The organism is Allobosea sp. 05T433 (genome assembly GCF_056396065.1).
Genome location: NZ_JBFTKS010000025.1, coordinates 63,139 through 79,713, shown reverse-complemented (window position 1 = coordinate 79,713; position 16,575 = coordinate 63,139). Strand labels below are relative to the sequence as shown.

Genomic DNA, 16,575 nt, shown 5'->3' with positions numbered 1-16,575 from the left:
AGAGGGCGCGACACGACGCTGATTTCACGTCGTTTCGCTGCGCCCCGCAGCGCGTTGCCGTTCAGCCGTTGCATCGCCGTGCCGGGGGTCTCTGGCCTTCGCACGCCGCGGACGCTACCACCATGCGGCGATCATTCATGGGCCGCCGGGAGAGATGAAGCCGCGATGGATCTGCGCCAGCTCCGCTATTTCACCGCGATCGTCGAACAGGGCTCGTTCTCGAAGGCTGCGACCAAGCTGCGCGTCGCCCAGCCGGCGCTCAGCCAGCATCTGCGCCATATGGAGGATGAGCTCGGCGTGCCGCTCCTGCATCGCGGCACGCGCGGCGTCATCCCGACCGAAGCAGGCGAGCGCCTGCTCGCGCGGGCTCGCTCCATCCTCGCCGAATTCGCCGAACTGCGCGACTCCGTGCGCGGCGTATCGGCCGCGCCCGGCGGCGAGGTCCGCATCGGCCTGCCAGGCACCGTCAGCGAACAGTTCAGCGTGCCGCTGATCGAGGCGGCGCGGGACCGCTACCCCGCGGTGCGCATCCGTATCGCCGAGGCGATGAGCGGCTTCGTGCTCGACTGGCTGCGCCGCGGCGAGGTCGATCTCGCGGTGATCTACTCGACCTCCGACCCCAAGGGCCTCGGCATCCACCATGTCCTGACCGAGGAGCTCTGCCTGTTCGGAGCGCCTTCGCTGAATGCTGTCGCGGCGCCGGCCGGGGGCACCGTCAGCCTGACCGAGGCGGCCAAACTCGATCTGATCCTGCCTGGCCAGGGGCACGGGTTGCGCGACCAGATCGACGAGGCCGCGCTTGGCGTCCACGCCGCCATCAACCCGGCGATTGAGATCGAATCCTACTCGCAGATCAAGCGGCTGGCGGAGCGTGGGCTGGGCTACGGCATCCTGCCCCGCATGGCCGTCAGCGCGCAGGCCAGGGCCGGCATCTTCCAGACCTGGGGGATCGACCGGCCCGCACTCCATCGTAAGGTCTATCTCGCCTACTCGACCGAGCGCCCGATGCCGGCTGCGGCGCGCGCCATCGGCCAGCTTTCCTGGGAGATCCTGCGCGGGCTGGTGGCCGACGAAACCTGGACGGCGACGCTCGGTGAGGACGGTGATCGCCCGGCCTTATACGGCTGATCGCGATTTCCTCTTTGACAGGGCTCGCATCGCGCCCGACCTTCGCACCGGCCATAGAACTCAGCCTGCCCAAGGAAACGCCCGTGAAGATCCGCGCCGCCGTCCTGAATGCCAGCCCCGTCGCCGCGCCCTATGCGCGCTCCAGGCCGCTTGCGATCGAAGAGGTCGAGCTCGCTCCGCCCGGTCCGGGCGAGGTCCTGGTCCGCGTGCGGGCCGCCGGACTCTGCCATTCCGACCTCTCGGTGATCGACGGCAACCGGCCCCGCCCGGTGCCGATGGTGCTCGGCCATGAGGCGGCCGGCGAGGTCGTCGAGCCCGGCCCCGGCGTGAACGACCTCAAGAAGGGCGACCGCGTCATCATGGTTTTCGTCCCCTCCTGCGGCCATTGCGCGCCGTGCAGCGAGGGTCGCCCTGCCCTGTGCGAGCCCGGCAACGCGGCCAATGGCGCAGGCGAGCTGCTCGGCGGCGGGCGCAGGCTCTCGGCCAATGGCCGGGCGGTGAACCACCATGTCGGCGTCTCGGCCTTTGCCGAGCATGCGGTGATCTCGCGCTACTCGCTGGTGAAGATCGAGGCCGATATCCCGCACGAGATCGCGGCGCTGTTCGGTTGCGCGGTGCTGACCGGGGTTGGCGCCGCGGTGAACACGGCAAAGGTCCGCGCCGGCGAGAGCGTCGCCGTCGTCGGCCTCGGCGGCGTCGGGCTGAGCGCGCTGCTCGGCGCTGTCGCCTGCGGCGCCGCCCGCGTGATCGCGGTCGATCTCTCCGAGGACAAGCTCCGGATCGCCCGCGAGTTGGGCGCTACCGACACCTTCAATGCCGGCGATCCCGGCGTCGTCGAGGCGATCCGCGCGGCGACCAAAGGCGGCGTCGACCACGGTCTGGAGATGGCAGGCTCGGTCAAGGCACTCGAGTTCGCCTATCAGATCACCAGGCGCGGCGGCACGACGACCACGGCCGGCCTTGCCAACCCGGCGCACACGCTCGCGCTCGCTCCGGTCAAGCTGGTCGGCGAGGAGCGGACCCTGAAGGGCTCCTATGTCGGGAGCTGCATTCCCGGCCGCGACATCCCGCGCTTCATCGACCTCTACCTGCGCGGCAAGCTGCCGGTCGACAAGCTGCTGACCAGCACGAGCGGGCTCGACGAGATCAACGAGGGTTTTGACGCGCTGGCCGAAGGCCGCACGATCCGCCATGTGATCCTGATGTAGGCATCCGCCTCGAGGCTCATGCCTTGGGGGGCGTCGGCGTGCGCCGCGCCAGCGCAGCCGCAAGCGTGGCCGCGAGCATCAAGGCGGCAGCGACCACTGCCAGCGCCGCGAACCCGGCATGATCGTAGAGCGGCCCGAATGCGGCCGTGCCGACCGACGCGGGATTCAGCGCGACGTGCCCCCTCTCCCCTTGGGGGAGAGGGTTGGGGTGAGGGGTCGCGCGACGTTGGAAGGTTTGAGGCTTGCGGGGCGATAACCGGCAAGGGCACCGCGACCCCTCATCCGGCCCTTCGGGCCACCTTCTCCCGCAAGGGGAGAAGGAAGGGCGGGATTCCCCTCCAGATAACTATCGGAAAGGATTTTCCGGCGAGGTCCCGGCGCTTCACCGTGAAAGAGTCAGCCGTGCTTGTGGACGATCGTCTTGGTCACCGCGAACTCTTCCAGCGCCATGAAGCCCTTCTCGCGGCCATGGCCGCTCTTGCCTGTGCCGCCGAAGGGCAGCTCGATGCCGCCGCCGGCGCCATAGCCGTTGATGAAGACCTGCCCGGCGCGGACGCTCTTGGCGACACGCTGCTGGCGTCCGCCATTGCCGGTCCAGATGCCGGCCACGAGTCCATAGGCGGTCGAATTGGCAAGCCGGATGGCGTCGCTCTCGTCCTCGAACGGGGACGCCGAGAGCACCGGCCCGAAGACCTCCTCCTGCTCCAGGCGGTTGCCCCGCGGCACCGGACCGAACAGGGTCGGCGTGACGTAGAAGCCGCCATTCGGCACGCCCTGCGCGATCTGCCCCTCGGCGAGGACCGGGATGCCCTGCTCGCGGGCCTGGTCAATGAAGCTCTGCACCCGGCCCTGCTGCCTGGCGTTGATCACCGGCCCGCAATCGAGATCCATTTCCGGCGTGCCGGCCCGCAGCATGGAGAACTGCCTGGCGACGGCGCCGACGAACGCGTCATAGACGTTTTTCTGGACCAGCACGCGGCTGCCGGCGGAGCAGGTCTGCCCGGTGTTCTGCACGATGGCCTTGCAGACGATCGGAACCGCCGCGTCGAAATCGGCATCGTCGAAGACGATCTGCGGGGATTTGCCGCCGAGTTCCAGCGTGCAGCCGATCAGGTTCTCGGCGCAGGCCTTCTGCACCATCTTGCCGACCTCGGGCGAGCCGGTGAACGACATGAAGCCGATGCCGGGATGGGCCGAGAGTGCGGCGCCCGCCTCATGGCCGCGCCCGGTGACGATATTGATCGCGCCATCGGGAAAGCCGACCTCGGAAGCGAGAACGGCCAGCCTGAGCGCCGTCTGGCAGGCCTCCTCCGCGGGCTTGAGCACCACCGCATTGCCCATGGCGAGCGACGCCGTCAGCGAGCGGCCGAACATCTGCGCCGGATAGTTCCAGGGCAGGATATGGCCGGTGACGCCGTGCGGCTCGTGCACGACGCTGACGCTGTACCCGTTCATGAAGGGGATGACATGGCCATGCACCTTGTCCGCCGCGCCGCCATAGAATTCGAAATAGCGCGCCGTCGCCTCGATATCGGCCCTGGCCTGCGCCATCGGCTTGCCGGTATCCTACGCCTCGATCCTGGCCAGTTCGTCGAAATGGTCCTGCACCTTGAGCGCGAGCTTCGCAATCAGCCGGCCCCGCTCTGCCGCCGTCAGCTTGCCCCAGGCGCCCTCATAGGCGGCTTGCGCCGCCTTCACCGCATCGTCGATATCCTCGGCCGTGCCGCAGGCGATGCGGGTGAATTCCTCACCGGTCGCGGGCGCGAGCACCGCCATGGTTTCGCCTGTCCGGCCGTCGACATGGCGGCCATTGATGAAATGCTGCGTCATAGGGTGTCCTTCCGAAGTCAGTGCAGGCCTGCCGCTTCCAGCGAACTCGCCGCCAGACCGCCGGCAATCTCGGTCACCTCGCCGCGCTCGATCGCATAGCTGCGCTCGGCGAAGGTCCGGAGCAGGCTGGGATTGGATTCGGTGATGAGCAAGGCGATGTCGGGATGGCTGTCGCGCAAGGCGCGCAAGGCAGCGGCATAACGATTGGCGAGCACGGGGGCGAGCCCCTGGAACGGCTCATCCAGCAGAATGATGCGCGTGCCGACCATCAGTGCGCGCGCCAGCGCAGCCATCTTGCCCTGCCCGCCGGAGAGGCCGGCGGCCGGCCGGTGGCGCAGATCGGCGAGTTCCGGCAGCACCTGGTAGACGCCTTCCAGGCGCCTGGCGATCTCGGCCTCGCGCACCTTCATCACCTCGGCCGGCAGGCGGATATTCTCCTCGATGGTGAAGGTCGAGAACAGGCGGCGGTCTTCCGGGGCGTAGCCGATGCCAAGGCGCGGGCGCTCATGCGGCTTGACATGCAGCAACGGCCTGCCGGCGAAGGAGATCTCCCCGGCAGTCACCTTCATGAAGCCCATGATGGCACGCAGCAGGCTGGTCTTGCCCGCGCCATTGCGGCCGATCAGCGCCACCGTCGCGCCCTCGGCCAGGGACAGATCGACCTTGCGCAGCACCTGCACGCCCTCGATCTCGGCAGTCAGGCCCGTGATCTCCAGCATGATCAGACTCCCACGCCGATGACGGTCTCGCGGACCTCGGGATGGTTCAGGATCTCGTCGGGCGTGCCCTCATGGGCAATGCGCCCACCGGCCCAGACGGCGACGCGGCTGGCGTAGCGCGCGACCACATCCATGTCGTGCTCGACGAAGATGGCGGTAGTGGCGCGGGCATCGAGCGCACGGGTGAGCGTATCCATCACCTGGAACTTCTCATGGCTGGAAACGCCGCTGGTCGGCTCGTCCATGAAGATCAGCTTCGGTTCGAGCGCGAGCGCGACCGCGATGTCGATGAGCTTGCGCATGCCCTCCGGCAGCTCGCGCACGATGCGGCGGCCGGCCTCCTTCAACCCGACGATGTCGAGCAGCGCCCACATCTCCTCGGTCTTCGGATGACGGTCGAGCCTGAGGAAGGGCGACCATGTCCCCTCCCGGGCGCTGAGCGCCAGCAAGAGGTTCTCGATCACCGTGTTCTCGAGGAAGAGCTGCGGGATCTGGAAGGAACGACCGACGCCGAGCCGGGTGATGGCGCGCGGCGAGAGCGCCGTGATGTCGCTTCCCGCGAAGAACACCCGCCCCGCCTGCGGCTTGAGATAGCCGGTGCAGAGATTGATGAAGGTGGTCTTGCCGGCGCCGTTGGGTCCGATGATCGCGATGCGCTCATTGGCGTGGACCTTGAGGCTCGCGCCATTCGCGGCCCGCACGCCGCCGAAGCGCAGCTCGAGGTCCCGGGCTTCGAGGATGAGTGCGCTCATTGGCCCGTCCCCGCCGGCTTGCGGCCCGTCATCAGGCCATAGAGCCCGTTCGGCGCGAAGAAGATGATGACGAGAAGCATCACGCCGAGCACCGCATGCCAGGTCTCGGGCGCGTAGACCGCCGCATAGCCCCGGATGATCTGGAACATCAACGCCCCGAGGAAGGGGCCGACGACGCCGCCTACCCCGCCCAGGATGGCGATGAAAACGAACTCGCCCGAACGGACCCAATAGGCCAGTTCCGGCGTGACATGGCCGGAGACGAGCGCGATGACCGCCCCGCCGAGGCCGGCCAGCAGGCCCGACAGCACATAGGCGCCGAAGAGCACCTTGCGGCTGGAGACGCCGAGATATTCGAGCCGCGTCTCGTTCGACTTGATCGCCTCCAGTGCCTTGCCGCCGGGCGAAAGGAGATAGCGCGCGACGCCGAGCGCTGCGAGAACCGCCAGGCCCAGCGTGATGTAGAAGATCCAGAGCTCGAACTCGCCGCGCTCGAGGCTGATGCCGGCGAGCGTGGGGCGCGGGACGCGCTTGCCGTCGGCACCGCCCGTGATCGAGAACAGCTTCTCCAGCAGCGAGAAGAACACCATCGAGATGGCAAGGTTCAGCATGCCGAAGAAGATCGCCCGGTAGCGCACGACGAAGAGCCCGACCAGGGCCGCAAGCAGCCCGGAGGCCGCGGTTGCGACCGGCACGAGGATCAGCACCTCATGGCCGAAGCGGGCCGCCGCCATGAAGGCGACGACATAGGCGCTGAAGGCGAAATAGAGCCCATGGCCGAAGGAGACCTGCCCGGCCCGCAGCAGCACGAGGATGCCGAGCGCCGCCAACCCCTCGCACAGCGCGACGGTCAGGATGACCGTCGACCAGGGCGAGAGCAGCGGGAAGATGATGAGCGCAGCGAGCAGGCCCGCGCCGATGATGAGCTGGCGGGCCATCACACCTTCCTCGTCTGTACGGTGGTGAACAGGCCCTCGGGCTTGATCAGCAGCACCGCGACCATGATCAGATAGGGGATCAGCACGTCGAATTCGGGCGCGAAATAGACGGCGACCGAGCGGCCGAGCCCGATCAGCAGGGCCGCGACCGCCGCGCCCTCGATGCGGCCGAGCCCGGCGGTGGCCGCGACCGCGAAGGAAAGCACGATCATGCCCGAGCCGATGCCGGGGGTGAGCGAGGTCGTGGCCGAGGAGAGCGCGCCGCCAAGCGCGGCAAGCGAGGCCCCGATGATGAAGGTGATCAGGTAGACCCGCGTCGCGTCGATCCCCATCGCGGTTGCCGCTTCGCGATCCTGCGTCACGGCCACGATGGCACGGCCGAAGGCGGTGCGGCGCAGGAAGAGGCGCAAGCCCACCAGCACGAGAAGCGCCACGACCGGGATCAGGATGAGCTGGTACTGGGTGTAGAAGATGCCAAAGACCTCAATGGTGCCGAGCCAGTTCATCGGCGCATTGGCGAAATAGGGCTGCACCCCGAAGACGACCTTCTGCGCATCCTCGAGGATCATGAAGACGGCGAAGGTGACGAGGAGCTGCAGCACCTCCTCCTTGCCGTAGATCCGCCGCAGCAGCAGGGTCTCGACCAGCCCGCCGACGACGACGCCAACCAGCACGGCTGCGACGATGAAGAAGGGAAAGGCCAGCCAGGCCGGCAAGCCCATGCCTGTCATCGCCAGCACGCCGGCGGCCGCGACATAGGCGCCGATCGCATAGAAGCTGCCATGCGCCACGTTGAGCACGCCGAGCACGCCGAAGATCAGCGACAGCCCGACCGCGACCAGGAAGATCAGCGAGCCATAGGCGAGGCCGTCGAGCGCCGCGAGAAAAAGCATTTCAGGAGGCATGAACCGGCTTTTCGTCCTTGCGCCACAGGGTTGAAGCGTCATCCCGGCTGCGGCGAAGCGCTAAGGCCGGCATCCATCGCGGGGTCAGTGATCGACGATGGTTCCGGCCCGCCCGGAGTGACGGCAGCAGTTTGGAGGGGGTGAACGGGCTGATCCGGCTCGAACAGGGACAGCCCGCCATTCGCCTCACTTCGCGTAATCGAAGGTCTCGATCGACTTGTCGGTCACCAGCTCCGGCTTGACCTTGGCGAACCATTCCAGCGACTTCTCGCCGAGCGGCGTCGTCACCAGTTTGCCGGGATAGAGCGCCATCTTGTCGTAGACGGCGAAGGGATAGTCCGGCACGCGCTTGGTAGTGCCGAGCAACTGGTCCTCGAGCCCCTGATGGTCCGAACGGATCGAGATCGTCCCGGTCAGGCTCTTGAACTCGAGCCCTTCGAAGGCCGCGATCACCTGCTCCTTGCTCGGCCATTTTCCGCCCGCGGCCTGGCCTGCCTTCTCATAGGCCTTAGCGAGCCCGATCACGGCCTGCGCCATGTGGAAGGTCGGATAGATCGGGTAGACACCGGTCTTGTCCTTGTACTTCTTCACGAAGGACAGCATCTCCGGCGAGTTCTTGTGCTTGGGGTGCAGCCAGTAATGGTCGCCGCGCCCGCCGATGATCACGCCCTCGGGCAGGACATTGCCGAGGCGCTCCAGCGAGCTCTCCGCGAGCGGCAGCACGAAGGTCGACTGCTTGAGCAGGCCGCGCGCCGCCGCCTGCTGGACGAAGGTGTCGAGATCGCCGCCCCAGGAGGTCGAGAGCACGACATCGGGCCGCAGGGCGGAGAGGCGCGTGATCTCGGTTGAGAAGTCGGGAGCCCCGAATTTCGGGAAGAGTTCGGCAACGACCTTCACATCGGGTTTCAGCGCCTTAAGGCCAGCCTGGAACAGGGCCCAGGATTCGCGCCCCCAGGCATAGTCCTGGTTGACCACCGCAATCGTCTTGAAGTCCGGCTTGGCCTTCATCAGGTAGAGCAGGGTCGACATCATTTCGGCGCCGGCATGAGCCTGCGTGCGCACCGAGTATTTCCACTTGCCCTCCTCGAAGATGGTCTGCGTGCCGCAATCCCACATCACGTTGACGACCTTGAGGTCCTCCGCAACGGGAGCGAGCGCATTGCAGCTGCCGCTCGAAATCGCGCCGAACATCACCTGCGCGCCCTGTTCCTGCACGACGCGGCGGTATTCCGAGAGCAGCTGGTTCGTGCCGGCGCCCTCGTCGACATAGACCGGCTTCACCGGCACGCCGAGAACGCCGCCCTTGGCGTTGAGCTCCTCGATCAAGAGATCGGCCGCGTTCTTGCCCGGCACACCGAAGACGGAGGCCGGGCCGGAGAGGAAGGTCGCGATGCCGACCACGAGCTCCTTCGGCTTGTCCTGCGCCAGCGCCGGCGCGCCCAGCATCGCAGCAGCGGCAAGCGCCGCCGCCCATTTCATCCTCACCATGGTGCATCTCCCTCATTGCACTGGGGCGCGCTCTTGCGGCGGCGCGTCTCCCGGGGCCGAAAGGGGCTCATAGGCGAAAGAGGCCGACAAGAAGAATAAAGCGATGAAGGCCATAGCGATTTTCTATAGTCCGTCCGCCGGACGCGCTCGGTTCGCCGCGCTATGGATGCCATCGCAAAACTCTATTTGACTTGCGTGGCTCGAAAGGTCCGTTTCGCCCGCAGGACAAGACCAACTGGCTCAACGTGATGACGAATGCTCTCGAAGGAATCCTGGTTGTGGCGCTGGAACAGGCCGTCGCCGTGCCGGTAGCGACCTGCCGGCTGGCCGATGCCGGCGCGCGCGTCATCAAGCTCGAACGGGCGGAGGGCGACTTCTCGCGCGGCTATGACGACTACGCCAATGGCCTGTCCTCCTATTTCGTCTGGATCAACCGGGGCAAGGAATCCTGTCGCGTCGACCTGAAGCAGCCCGACGACCTCGCCATGGTCGAGGCGATGCTGGCCAAGGCCGATGTCTTCATTCAGAACCTCGCTCCCGGCGCGACCGGCCGCCTCGGCATCGGCAGCGCCGAGCTGCGCAAGCGCCATCCGCGCCTGATCACCTGCGATGTCTCGGGCTATGCGCCCGGCACGCCGCATTACACGCGCAAGGCCTATGACCTGCTGATCCAGGCGGAGGCCGGCTTGTCCTCGATCACCGGCAACGAAAGCTCGGGGCCGACGCGGATCGGCGTCTCCATCGCCGATATCGCCACCGGGAATGCCGCCTATGCGGCGATTCTCGAGGCCCTGCTCCGGCGTGCCCGCACCGGCGAAGGCTCGCAGATTGCGCTCTCGCTGTTCGACACCATCGCCGACCTGATGAACGTGCCCTATCTGACCCGGCGCTATGGCGGCATCGAGCCGCCCCGCCTCGGCCTCGCCCATCCCTCGATCGCACCCTATGGCGTCTTCGAGCTCGCCGACGGCAATGTGCTTCTGGCAGTGCAGAGCGAGCGCGAATGGCAGGTCCTGGCGCGCGAGGTGCTTCAGGACGAGGCCCTGGCCGACGACCCGCGCTTCGCCAGCAATGTGCTCCGCGTCCGGGAACGGGCCGCGCTCGATGCCGCGATCCAGGCGATCCTGATCGCAAGGCCCTTTGCGGCCGTCACCGCCGCGCTCGATCAGGCCGCAATCGCCTATGGCACGGTCTCGAACGTCGGCGACCTGATCACCCACCCGGCCGCGACGACGCTGACCGTCGAGACGCCGGCGGGTCCGATCGAGGTCCTGGCCCCTCCCGCCATCGTCGACGGCAAACGGGCGGAGATGCGGCGCGTGCCGGAGCTCGGCGAGCATGAAGCCGCTCTGCGTGCCGAATTCGCCGTGACGGCCACCGCTCAATCCGCCTGAGACAAGCAACACGCCATGCAAGACCTCGATCATACCGAGATCCGCGACGCCGTCGCAAAACTCTGTGCCGATTTCCCCGGCGAATACTGGCGCAAGCTCGACCGCGAGATGGCCTATCCCGCCGCGTTCGTCACCGCGCTGACCGAAAGCGGCTTCCTCTCAGCGCTGATCCCGGAGGAGTATGGCGGGGCCGGCCTGCCACTCTCGGCCGCGACCGTGATCATGGAGGAAATCCAGCGGCAGGGCTGCAATGGCGGGGCCTGCCACGCCCAGATGTACATCATGGGCACGCTGCTCCGGCATGGTTCGGCCGAGCAGAAACGCAGCTATCTCCCCAGGATCGCGTCCGGCGCCCTGCGGCTGCAGGCCTTCGGCGTCACCGAGCCGACGAGCGGCACCGACACCACATCGCTGCGCACCTTCGCCCGGCGCGAGGGCGACCATTATGTCGTCAACGGGCAGAAGATCTGGACGAGCCGGGCCGCGCAGTCCGACCTGATGCTGCTTCTGGCGCGCACGACACCGCGCGAGCAGGTCGCCAAGCGCACCGATGGGCTCTCGGTCTTCATCCTCGACATGCGCGAAGCGCTGAAAGCCGGCCTCACCATCCGGCCGATCCGCACGATGATGAACCATGCCACCACAGAGGTGTTCTTCGACAATGTCCGCGTGCCCGCCGAAAACCTGATCGGCGAGGAGGGCAAGGGCTTTCGCTACATCCTGTCCGGCATGAATGCCGAGCGCATCCTGATCGCCGCCGAATGCGTCGGCGACGCGAAATGGTTCATCGAGAAAGCCTCGAACTATGCCAGGGATCGGCAGGTCTTCGGGCGCCCGATCGGCCAGAACCAGGGTGTCCAGTTCCCGATCGCGAAGGCCTACGCCAACATGCGCGCCGCCGAGCTGATGGTGCGCGAGGCGGTGCGGCTCTACGAGCAGGGCAAGGATTGCGGCGCCGAAGCCAATATGGCGAAGATGCTGGCGGCCGACGCCTCGTTCGAGGCGGCCAATGCCTGCGTGCAGACGCATGGCGGCTTCGGCTTTGCCGAGGAATACGACATCGAACGCAAGTTCAGGGAGACACGGCTCTACCAGGTCGCGCCGATCTCGACGAACCTGATCCTGTCCTATCTCGCCGAACATGTGTTGGGCATGCCGAGGTCCTACTGAGATGAGCATCGATCTTGACGCCCTCAAGCGCTGGACCGGCAGGACTGAAGCAGCCGCCGACCTCGTCACACCGCGTCTGGTGCGGAGCTTCGAGGCGACCTTCGCGCCGCACCTGGCGCCCTATGCCGAGGGTGAGGCGCCCCTTGCCCTGCACTGGTGCCTGGCCCAGCCGATCGCCCCGATGGGCGCGATCGGCACTGACGGCCATGCCGCCAAGGGCGAATTCCTGCCGCCCGTGCCGCTACCGCGCCGGATGTGGGCTGGCGGAACGATCGAGACCCTTGCGCCGCTGCAGACGGGCGACGAGGTCACGCGCCGCTCGGTGATCGGCGACATCTCCTACAAGCAGGGTCGCACGGGGCCGCTCTGCTTCGTCGCCGTCGACCACGAGCTTATTACGCCACGCGGCGTCGCGCTTCGCGAGCGCCACAACATCGTCTACCGCGAAGCCGCCAAGCCGGGCGCGCCCGCCTCCCCTGCGCCCGCACCGGAGGACCCGCGACCGGCCGATCTGGTCTGGCAGGTCGCGAGCTCACCGGTCTTCCTGTTCCGCTACTCCGCCATCACCTTCAACAGCCATCGCATCCATTACGACTATCCCTATGTGACGGGTGAGGAAGGCTATGACGGCCTCGTCGTACATGGGCCGATCCAGGCGACGCTGCTGCTCAACATCATCGCGACGCTGTCGGGCGGCGAACCGATCAGGCTGGATTACCGCGGCGTCGCGCCGCTGATCGCAGGCGATGACTTCCTGGTGAAGGCCAAGCGCCAGCCCGATGGCAGCATCGCGGCATGGACGGAAGGGTCCGATGGCCGGGTACGCATGGAAGGCGTCAGCCGCGCTGCGTAGGGCATCGGCCTGAAAAGTGGATACCGGTTTTCGGAAAAGCCGATGCAACGACAAAGCGCTGCAGCATCAGACTGGACACGATAACCGGTATGATGCTGCAGCCGCTCAGGCCGGAGGAACGAAGGGCTGCGCGATCGCCTGAAAGACCGGCAGCGCTTCCAACCTTGCGGCCTCGTCGGCAAGTGTCGGGTAGTCGCTGGGCGAGGCCATACTAGGATGGGCCTCCATCAGGAAGCGCCAGGCCACCGCAAGCGCGATATCGGCGTGCCCGACACGCCCGGCGAACGCACCGCCTGCACTGTGCTGGCTGCGCTCCGCCTCCAGGATGGTCAGCGTCGCGAGGATCTGGGCGCGGCAGCGCTCGGCCCAGACCTGCGACATCTCCCGATGCAGCTTCATCTCGTAGAACAGGCTGACGGCCTTCTCGGCGAAGCCCATCGCCAGCCCGGCCGTGCGCACCGCCCGGTGCCGGGCCGGTTCCGTGACCGGGAACAGACGGCGTTCGGCGGCGACGAGACCGTCGAGATAGTCGAGCATCCCGTGGCTTTCGACCAGCACGAGACCGTCATCCAGCACGAGCGTCGGCACGCGCGTCAGCGGGTTGTAGGGCCGGATCTTCTCGGCATCGCCGAAGACCGACCATGGCCGATGCTCGAAGGGCAGTTCGTACAGCCTCAATGCGATGCCGACGCGCCGCACGAAGGGGGAATCATACTGGCCGATCAGGATCATGCGGGGCGCCTCCTGTCGAAGCCTGCCATCGGCCGACGCGTCCAGGCAAGCAAGGCGGGAGAGCTGCAAGCAGCCACTCATCTTTGGCGTGCCATACGACCGGCACGATGCTCGCCCAAGCTGCGTTTGGACGAAATCATCCAAACGCAGGAAACGCGGTCGACTCTAATAGTTTAGAGCATGCTTTATGCGAATAACCGTTGCCAGTTTTTCGCAGCATGCTCTAGCCTCGCGACATTCAGAACAGATATCCAGAGGCTGGGTCCGATGTTACGCGCAACCGAATTCAGCCGCCGTGAAACCCTCAAGGCCGGAGCAGCCATGGCCGCCGCAGCGACGCTGCCTTCCGGCCTCGCTGCGCAGAGCCCCGTGAAGCTCAAGCTGCGCGTGCTGGAGACCACCGATCTCCATGTCAATGTCGTGCCCTACGACTATTTTCGTKACGCCGCCGACGACACGGTCGGCCTCGCCAAGACGGCGAGCCTGATCAAGCTGGCGCAGGCGGAAGCCAGGAACAGCATCCTGTTCGACAATGGCGACTTCCTGCAGGGCTCTTCGCTCGGGGACTTCATCGCCTACAAGAAGGGGCTGAAGCCCGGCGAGACGCACCCGATGCTCGCTGCCATGAACGCCCTGCCCTATGCCTGCGGTACGCTCGGCAATCACGAGTTCAATTACGGCCTCCCGTTCCTCGAGAACGGCCTCGCCAAGGCGGAATTCCCGCTGGTCTGCGCCAATGTAACGCGCCCCGAAGGCACACCGCTGATCGACCCCTGGATCATGCTCGACCAGAGCTTCGAGGACGAGGCCGGCCAGAAGCAGCTGCTCAAGATCGGCGTGATCGGCTTCGTGCCGCCGCAGATCATGCAATGGGACAAGGGCAATCTCGACGGCAAGCTGGTGGCAACGGACATCGTCGATGCCGCCCGCAAGCACCTGCCCGACCTGCTCAGGGCCGGACCCGACCTGGTCGTCGCGCTCTGTCATTCCGGCATCGCAGGCGGCGTTCGCAAGGGCATGGAGGAGAATGCGGCACTGCATCTCGCCAGGCTCGACGGCATCGACGTGATCCTGACCGGCCACCAGCATCTGGTTTTCCCGGGCGGCAAGGCCTTTGACGGCATCGAGGGTGTCGACAACAAGCTGGGCTCTCTGCACGGTAAGCCGGCCTGCCAGCCCGGCTTCTGGGGGTCGCATCTCGGACTGATCGATCTCGAACTGGAAAAGCGCGACGGGCGCTGGAAGGTTGCCGCCTTCAAGGTCGAACCGCGCCCGATCTTCGAGCGCACACCGGACCGCAAGATCGTGTCGAAGGCCGCCACCGAACAATCGGTGCTCGCAACCGTGAAGGCCGATCACGAGGCGACGCTGATCTATATGCGCGAGCCGGTCGGCTCCACCGCGAGCCCGATCAACAGCTATTTCGCGCTGGTTGCCGACGATCCCTCGGTCCAGATCGTGGCCGAGGCGCAGACGGCCTATGTGGAAGGCCTGATGGCGCAGACGCAGTGGAAGGGGCTGCCCGTGCTCTCTGCGGCCGCGCCCTTCAAGTCCGGCGGCCGCGCGGGGCCGAGCTTCTACACCGATATCCCGGCCGGCCCGATCGCGATCAAGAACGTCGCCGATATCTACCTGTACCCGAACTCCGTGCAGGTGGTGAAGATCACCGGCGCCGAGGTGCGCGAGTGGCTGGAGCGCTCGGCCGGCATCTTCAACCGCATCGACCCGGCCAAGACCGAGGAGCAGCCGCTGATCGACCCCGGCTTCCCCCCCTTCAATTTCGATGTGATCGACGGCGTGACCTACCGGATCGATGTGACCCAGCCCTCGCGCTATGACGGCAATGGCGCGCTTGTCGCGCGCGACGCTCGCCGCATCGTTGACCTCGCCTATGCTGGCAAGCCGATCGACGACCAGGCCGAGTTCATCATCGCGACCAATAATTACCGTGCCTCGGGCGGCGGGAACTTTCCCGGCACCAGGACGACCGTGGTGCTGGAGGCGCCCGATCTCAACCGCGACGTGATCGTACGCTACATCATCGAGAAGAAAACGATCGAACCCAAGGCCGATGGTAACTGGTCGCTGGTAGCACTTCCGGCCGGCGTGAACGTCACCTTCCTGACTTCGCCAGCCGCAGCCGGAAAACTGCCAGCTGATTTGAAGGCGCAACCGGCTGGCGATGGTGGTGACGGATTCGTGAAGTACCGTCTTCTGTAAGACAACCTTACGACATCCCGCACAGCAAACAGTCGTTAATACAGAGAGTAAGCTGTCGGCAAATTATCTTACCTTCCCAAACCTCAGTTTAGATGAGTTCTAATAACTGTCATCTTCGTTGACAGCGATATTTTTGATGCCAATACGTATTCGCGCGACATCAACTGTCGCGCCGATAGATTTCAACCCAGAGACACGCCATGGCTTTCTCCTTCCGACATCTGGCGTCCGCCCTGATGCTGGGCATCCTCTCGTCCGGGGTTTCGAGCTTTGCGCTCGCCCAGGCGGCGCCGGCCCCCAGCCCCGAGGGAATCGTCGTCTATAACGCCCAGCATGAGAGCCTGACGCGAGCCTGGTCGGACGCCTTCACCAAGGAAACCGGGATCAAGGTGACGCTCCGCAAGGGCAGCGATACCGAGCTCGGCAACCAGATCGTCCAGGAAGGCGCGGCCTCCCCGGCCGATGTCTTCATCACCGAGAACTCGCCCGCGATGGTGCTGGTCGACAATGCCGGCCTGTTCGCCCCGCTCTCGCCCGCCACGCTGGACCTCGTCCCCGACGCGCTGCGTCCGGCCAATGGAAAATGGCTCGGCGTTGCGGCTCGCTCGACCGTCTTCGCCTATGACAAGACGAAGCTGAGCGAGGACAAGCTGCCGAAGTCGATCATGGATCTGGCCTCACCGGCCTGGAAGGATCGCTGGGGCGCCTCGCCGTCCGGCGCCGATTTCCAGGCAATCGTGGGTGCGATGCTCGTCCTCAAGGGCGAGGCGGAGACCGCGACCTGGCTCAAGGCGATGAAGGCGGGCTCCAAGCCCTATCGCGGCAACAGCGTCGCGATGAAGGCGGTGAATACGGGCGAAGTCGAAGGCGCCGTGATCTACCACTATTACTTCTTCGGCGATCAGGCGAAGACCGCCGAGAACAGCGGCAATGTCGCGCTGCATTATTTCAGGCACCAGGATCCAGGCGCCTTCGTCAGCGTCTCCGGCGCCGGTGTGCTGGCCTCGAGCAAGCACAAGCCGGAGGCCGAGGCCTTCGTGAAATGGGTCGCCGGCAAGGGTGGCCAGGACATCCTGAGGATCGGGGATTCCTTCGAGTATGCCGTCGCCAAGGGCGCGGAATCCAACCCCAAGCTCGTGCCCCTGCCGCAACTCGAAGCGCCGAAGGTCGAACCGTCCAAGCTTGACAGCAAGGCGGTCACCGAACTCATGACCAAGGCCGGGCTGCTCTGACAGCCC

Annotated in this window: 13 protein-coding genes and 1 pseudogene; 7 read left to right on the top strand and 7 right to left on the bottom strand. The window is 66.2% G+C overall.

The annotated features are described in order from the left end of the window. Nucleotides 1-165: 165 nt before the first annotated feature. Entirely contained in the window at nt 166-1,128 is a 963-nt protein-coding gene (locus AC1DGP_RS27060; protein WP_476832705.1) for a LysR family transcriptional regulator, read from the top strand. 83 nt (nt 1,129-1,211) lie between these two features. Then, complete coding sequence (locus tag AC1DGP_RS27055; protein ID WP_476832704.1) at nt 1,212-2,336, top strand: zinc-dependent alcohol dehydrogenase family protein; 1,125 nt, start codon at nt 1,212-1,214, stop codon at nt 2,334-2,336. Between the two features lie 396 nt (nt 2,337-2,732). Here the strand turns inward: AC1DGP_RS27055 and AC1DGP_RS27050 are convergent. From AC1DGP_RS27050 to AC1DGP_RS27025, 6 genes and pseudogenes are all read right to left on the bottom strand, one after another. After that, nucleotides 2,733-4,166 (bottom strand): annotated as a pseudogene (locus tag AC1DGP_RS27050) (aldehyde dehydrogenase family protein). A gap of 17 nt (nt 4,167-4,183) precedes the next feature. Then, a complete protein-coding gene (locus AC1DGP_RS27045; protein WP_476832703.1) occupies nt 4,184-4,885 on the bottom strand; it encodes an ABC transporter ATP-binding protein in 702 nt (233 codons plus the stop codon). A 2-nt stretch (nt 4,886-4,887) separates the two neighbouring features. After that, entirely contained in the window at nt 4,888-5,637 is a 750-nt protein-coding gene (locus AC1DGP_RS27040) for an ABC transporter ATP-binding protein (RefSeq protein ID WP_476832702.1), read from the bottom strand. After that, nucleotides 5,634-6,575, bottom strand: a complete 942-nt coding sequence (locus AC1DGP_RS27035) for a branched-chain amino acid ABC transporter permease (RefSeq protein ID WP_441488766.1) — start codon at nt 6,573-6,575, stop codon at nt 5,634-5,636. Before AC1DGP_RS27035 ends, AC1DGP_RS27040 begins: the two co-directional genes overlap by 4 nt. Further along, nucleotides 6,575-7,480: a branched-chain amino acid ABC transporter permease gene (locus AC1DGP_RS27030; protein ID WP_476832701.1), complete on the bottom strand. Its 906-nt coding sequence runs from the start codon at nt 7,478-7,480 to the stop codon at nt 6,575-6,577. Before AC1DGP_RS27030 ends, AC1DGP_RS27035 begins: the two co-directional genes overlap by 1 nt. Before the next feature lie 186 nt (nt 7,481-7,666). After that, nucleotides 7,667-8,968: an ABC transporter substrate-binding protein gene (locus tag AC1DGP_RS27025; protein ID WP_476832700.1), complete on the bottom strand. Its 1,302-nt coding sequence runs from the start codon at nt 8,966-8,968 to the stop codon at nt 7,667-7,669. 248 nt (nt 8,969-9,216) lie between these two features. Between AC1DGP_RS27025 and AC1DGP_RS27020 the strand changes: the two genes are divergently transcribed. Genes AC1DGP_RS27020 through AC1DGP_RS27010 form a run of 3 tightly spaced genes read left to right on the top strand, consistent with a single transcriptional unit; the run spans nt 9,217 to nt 12,385 of the window. After that, nucleotides 9,217-10,362: a CaiB/BaiF CoA transferase family protein gene (locus tag AC1DGP_RS27020; RefSeq protein WP_476832699.1), complete on the top strand. Its 1,146-nt coding sequence runs from the start codon at nt 9,217-9,219 to the stop codon at nt 10,360-10,362. 15 nt (nt 10,363-10,377) lie between these two features. Next, a complete protein-coding gene (locus AC1DGP_RS27015) occupies nt 10,378-11,532 on the top strand; it encodes an acyl-CoA dehydrogenase family protein (protein WP_476832698.1) in 1,155 nt (384 codons plus the stop codon). Between the two features lies 1 nt (nt 11,533). Next, nucleotides 11,534-12,385 (top strand): HTD2 family dehydratase, encoded by an 852-nt coding sequence (locus AC1DGP_RS27010; protein ID WP_476832697.1) that lies wholly within the window; start codon nt 11,534-11,536, stop codon nt 12,383-12,385. Nucleotides 12,386-12,490: 105 nt separating this feature from the next. Here the strand turns inward: AC1DGP_RS27010 and AC1DGP_RS27005 are convergent, their stop codons facing one another. Beyond that, entirely contained in the window at nt 12,491-13,117 is a 627-nt protein-coding gene (locus tag AC1DGP_RS27005; protein WP_476832696.1) for a glutathione S-transferase family protein, read from the bottom strand. A 267-nt stretch (nt 13,118-13,384) separates the two neighbouring features. On the opposite strand from AC1DGP_RS27005, the gene AC1DGP_RS27000 reads away from it, so the two are divergent. Both AC1DGP_RS27000 and AC1DGP_RS26995 read left to right on the top strand, forming a co-directional pair. Then, nucleotides 13,385-15,337: a bifunctional 2',3'-cyclic-nucleotide 2'-phosphodiesterase/3'-nucleotidase gene (locus AC1DGP_RS27000; protein WP_476832695.1), complete on the top strand. Its 1,953-nt coding sequence runs from the start codon at nt 13,385-13,387 to the stop codon at nt 15,335-15,337. 236 nt (nt 15,338-15,573) lie between these two features. Then, nucleotides 15,574-16,569: an iron ABC transporter substrate-binding protein gene (locus AC1DGP_RS26995; RefSeq protein ID WP_476832717.1), complete on the top strand. Its 996-nt coding sequence runs from the start codon at nt 15,574-15,576 to the stop codon at nt 16,567-16,569. Nucleotides 16,570-16,575 lie beyond the last annotated feature (6 nt).

Excerpts from the sequence above, each read along its gene's own strand:
- AC1DGP_RS27005 (WP_476832696.1), bottom strand. The coding sequence starts at position 13,117 with ATGATCCTGATCGGCCAGTATGATTCCCCCTTCGTGCGGCGCGTCGGC.
- AC1DGP_RS27045 (WP_476832703.1), bottom strand. The coding sequence starts at position 4,885 with ATGCTGGAGATCACGGGCCTGACTGCCGAGATCGAGGGCGTGCAGGTG.
- AC1DGP_RS26995 (WP_476832717.1), top strand. The coding sequence starts at position 15,574 with ATGCTGGGCATCCTCTCGTCCGGGGTTTCGAGCTTTGCGCTCGCCCAG.
- AC1DGP_RS27060 (WP_476832705.1), top strand. The coding sequence starts at position 166 with ATGGATCTGCGCCAGCTCCGCTATTTCACCGCGATCGTCGAACAGGGC.
- AC1DGP_RS27025 (WP_476832700.1), bottom strand. The coding sequence starts at position 8,968 with ATGGTGAGGATGAAATGGGCGGCGGCGCTTGCCGCTGCTGCGATGCTG.
- AC1DGP_RS27030 (WP_476832701.1), bottom strand. The coding sequence starts at position 7,480 with ATGCCTCCTGAAATGCTTTTTCTCGCGGCGCTCGACGGCCTCGCCTAT.
- AC1DGP_RS27020 (WP_476832699.1), top strand. The coding sequence starts at position 9,217 with ATGACGAATGCTCTCGAAGGAATCCTGGTTGTGGCGCTGGAACAGGCC.
- AC1DGP_RS27010 (WP_476832697.1), top strand. The coding sequence starts at position 11,534 with ATGAGCATCGATCTTGACGCCCTCAAGCGCTGGACCGGCAGGACTGAA.
- AC1DGP_RS27040 (WP_476832702.1), bottom strand. The coding sequence starts at position 5,637 with ATGAGCGCACTCATCCTCGAAGCCCGGGACCTCGAGCTGCGCTTCGGC.
- AC1DGP_RS27015 (WP_476832698.1), top strand. The coding sequence starts at position 10,378 with ATGCAAGACCTCGATCATACCGAGATCCGCGACGCCGTCGCAAAACTC.
- AC1DGP_RS27035 (WP_441488766.1), bottom strand. The coding sequence starts at position 6,575 with ATGGCCCGCCAGCTCATCATCGGCGCGGGCCTGCTCGCTGCGCTCATC.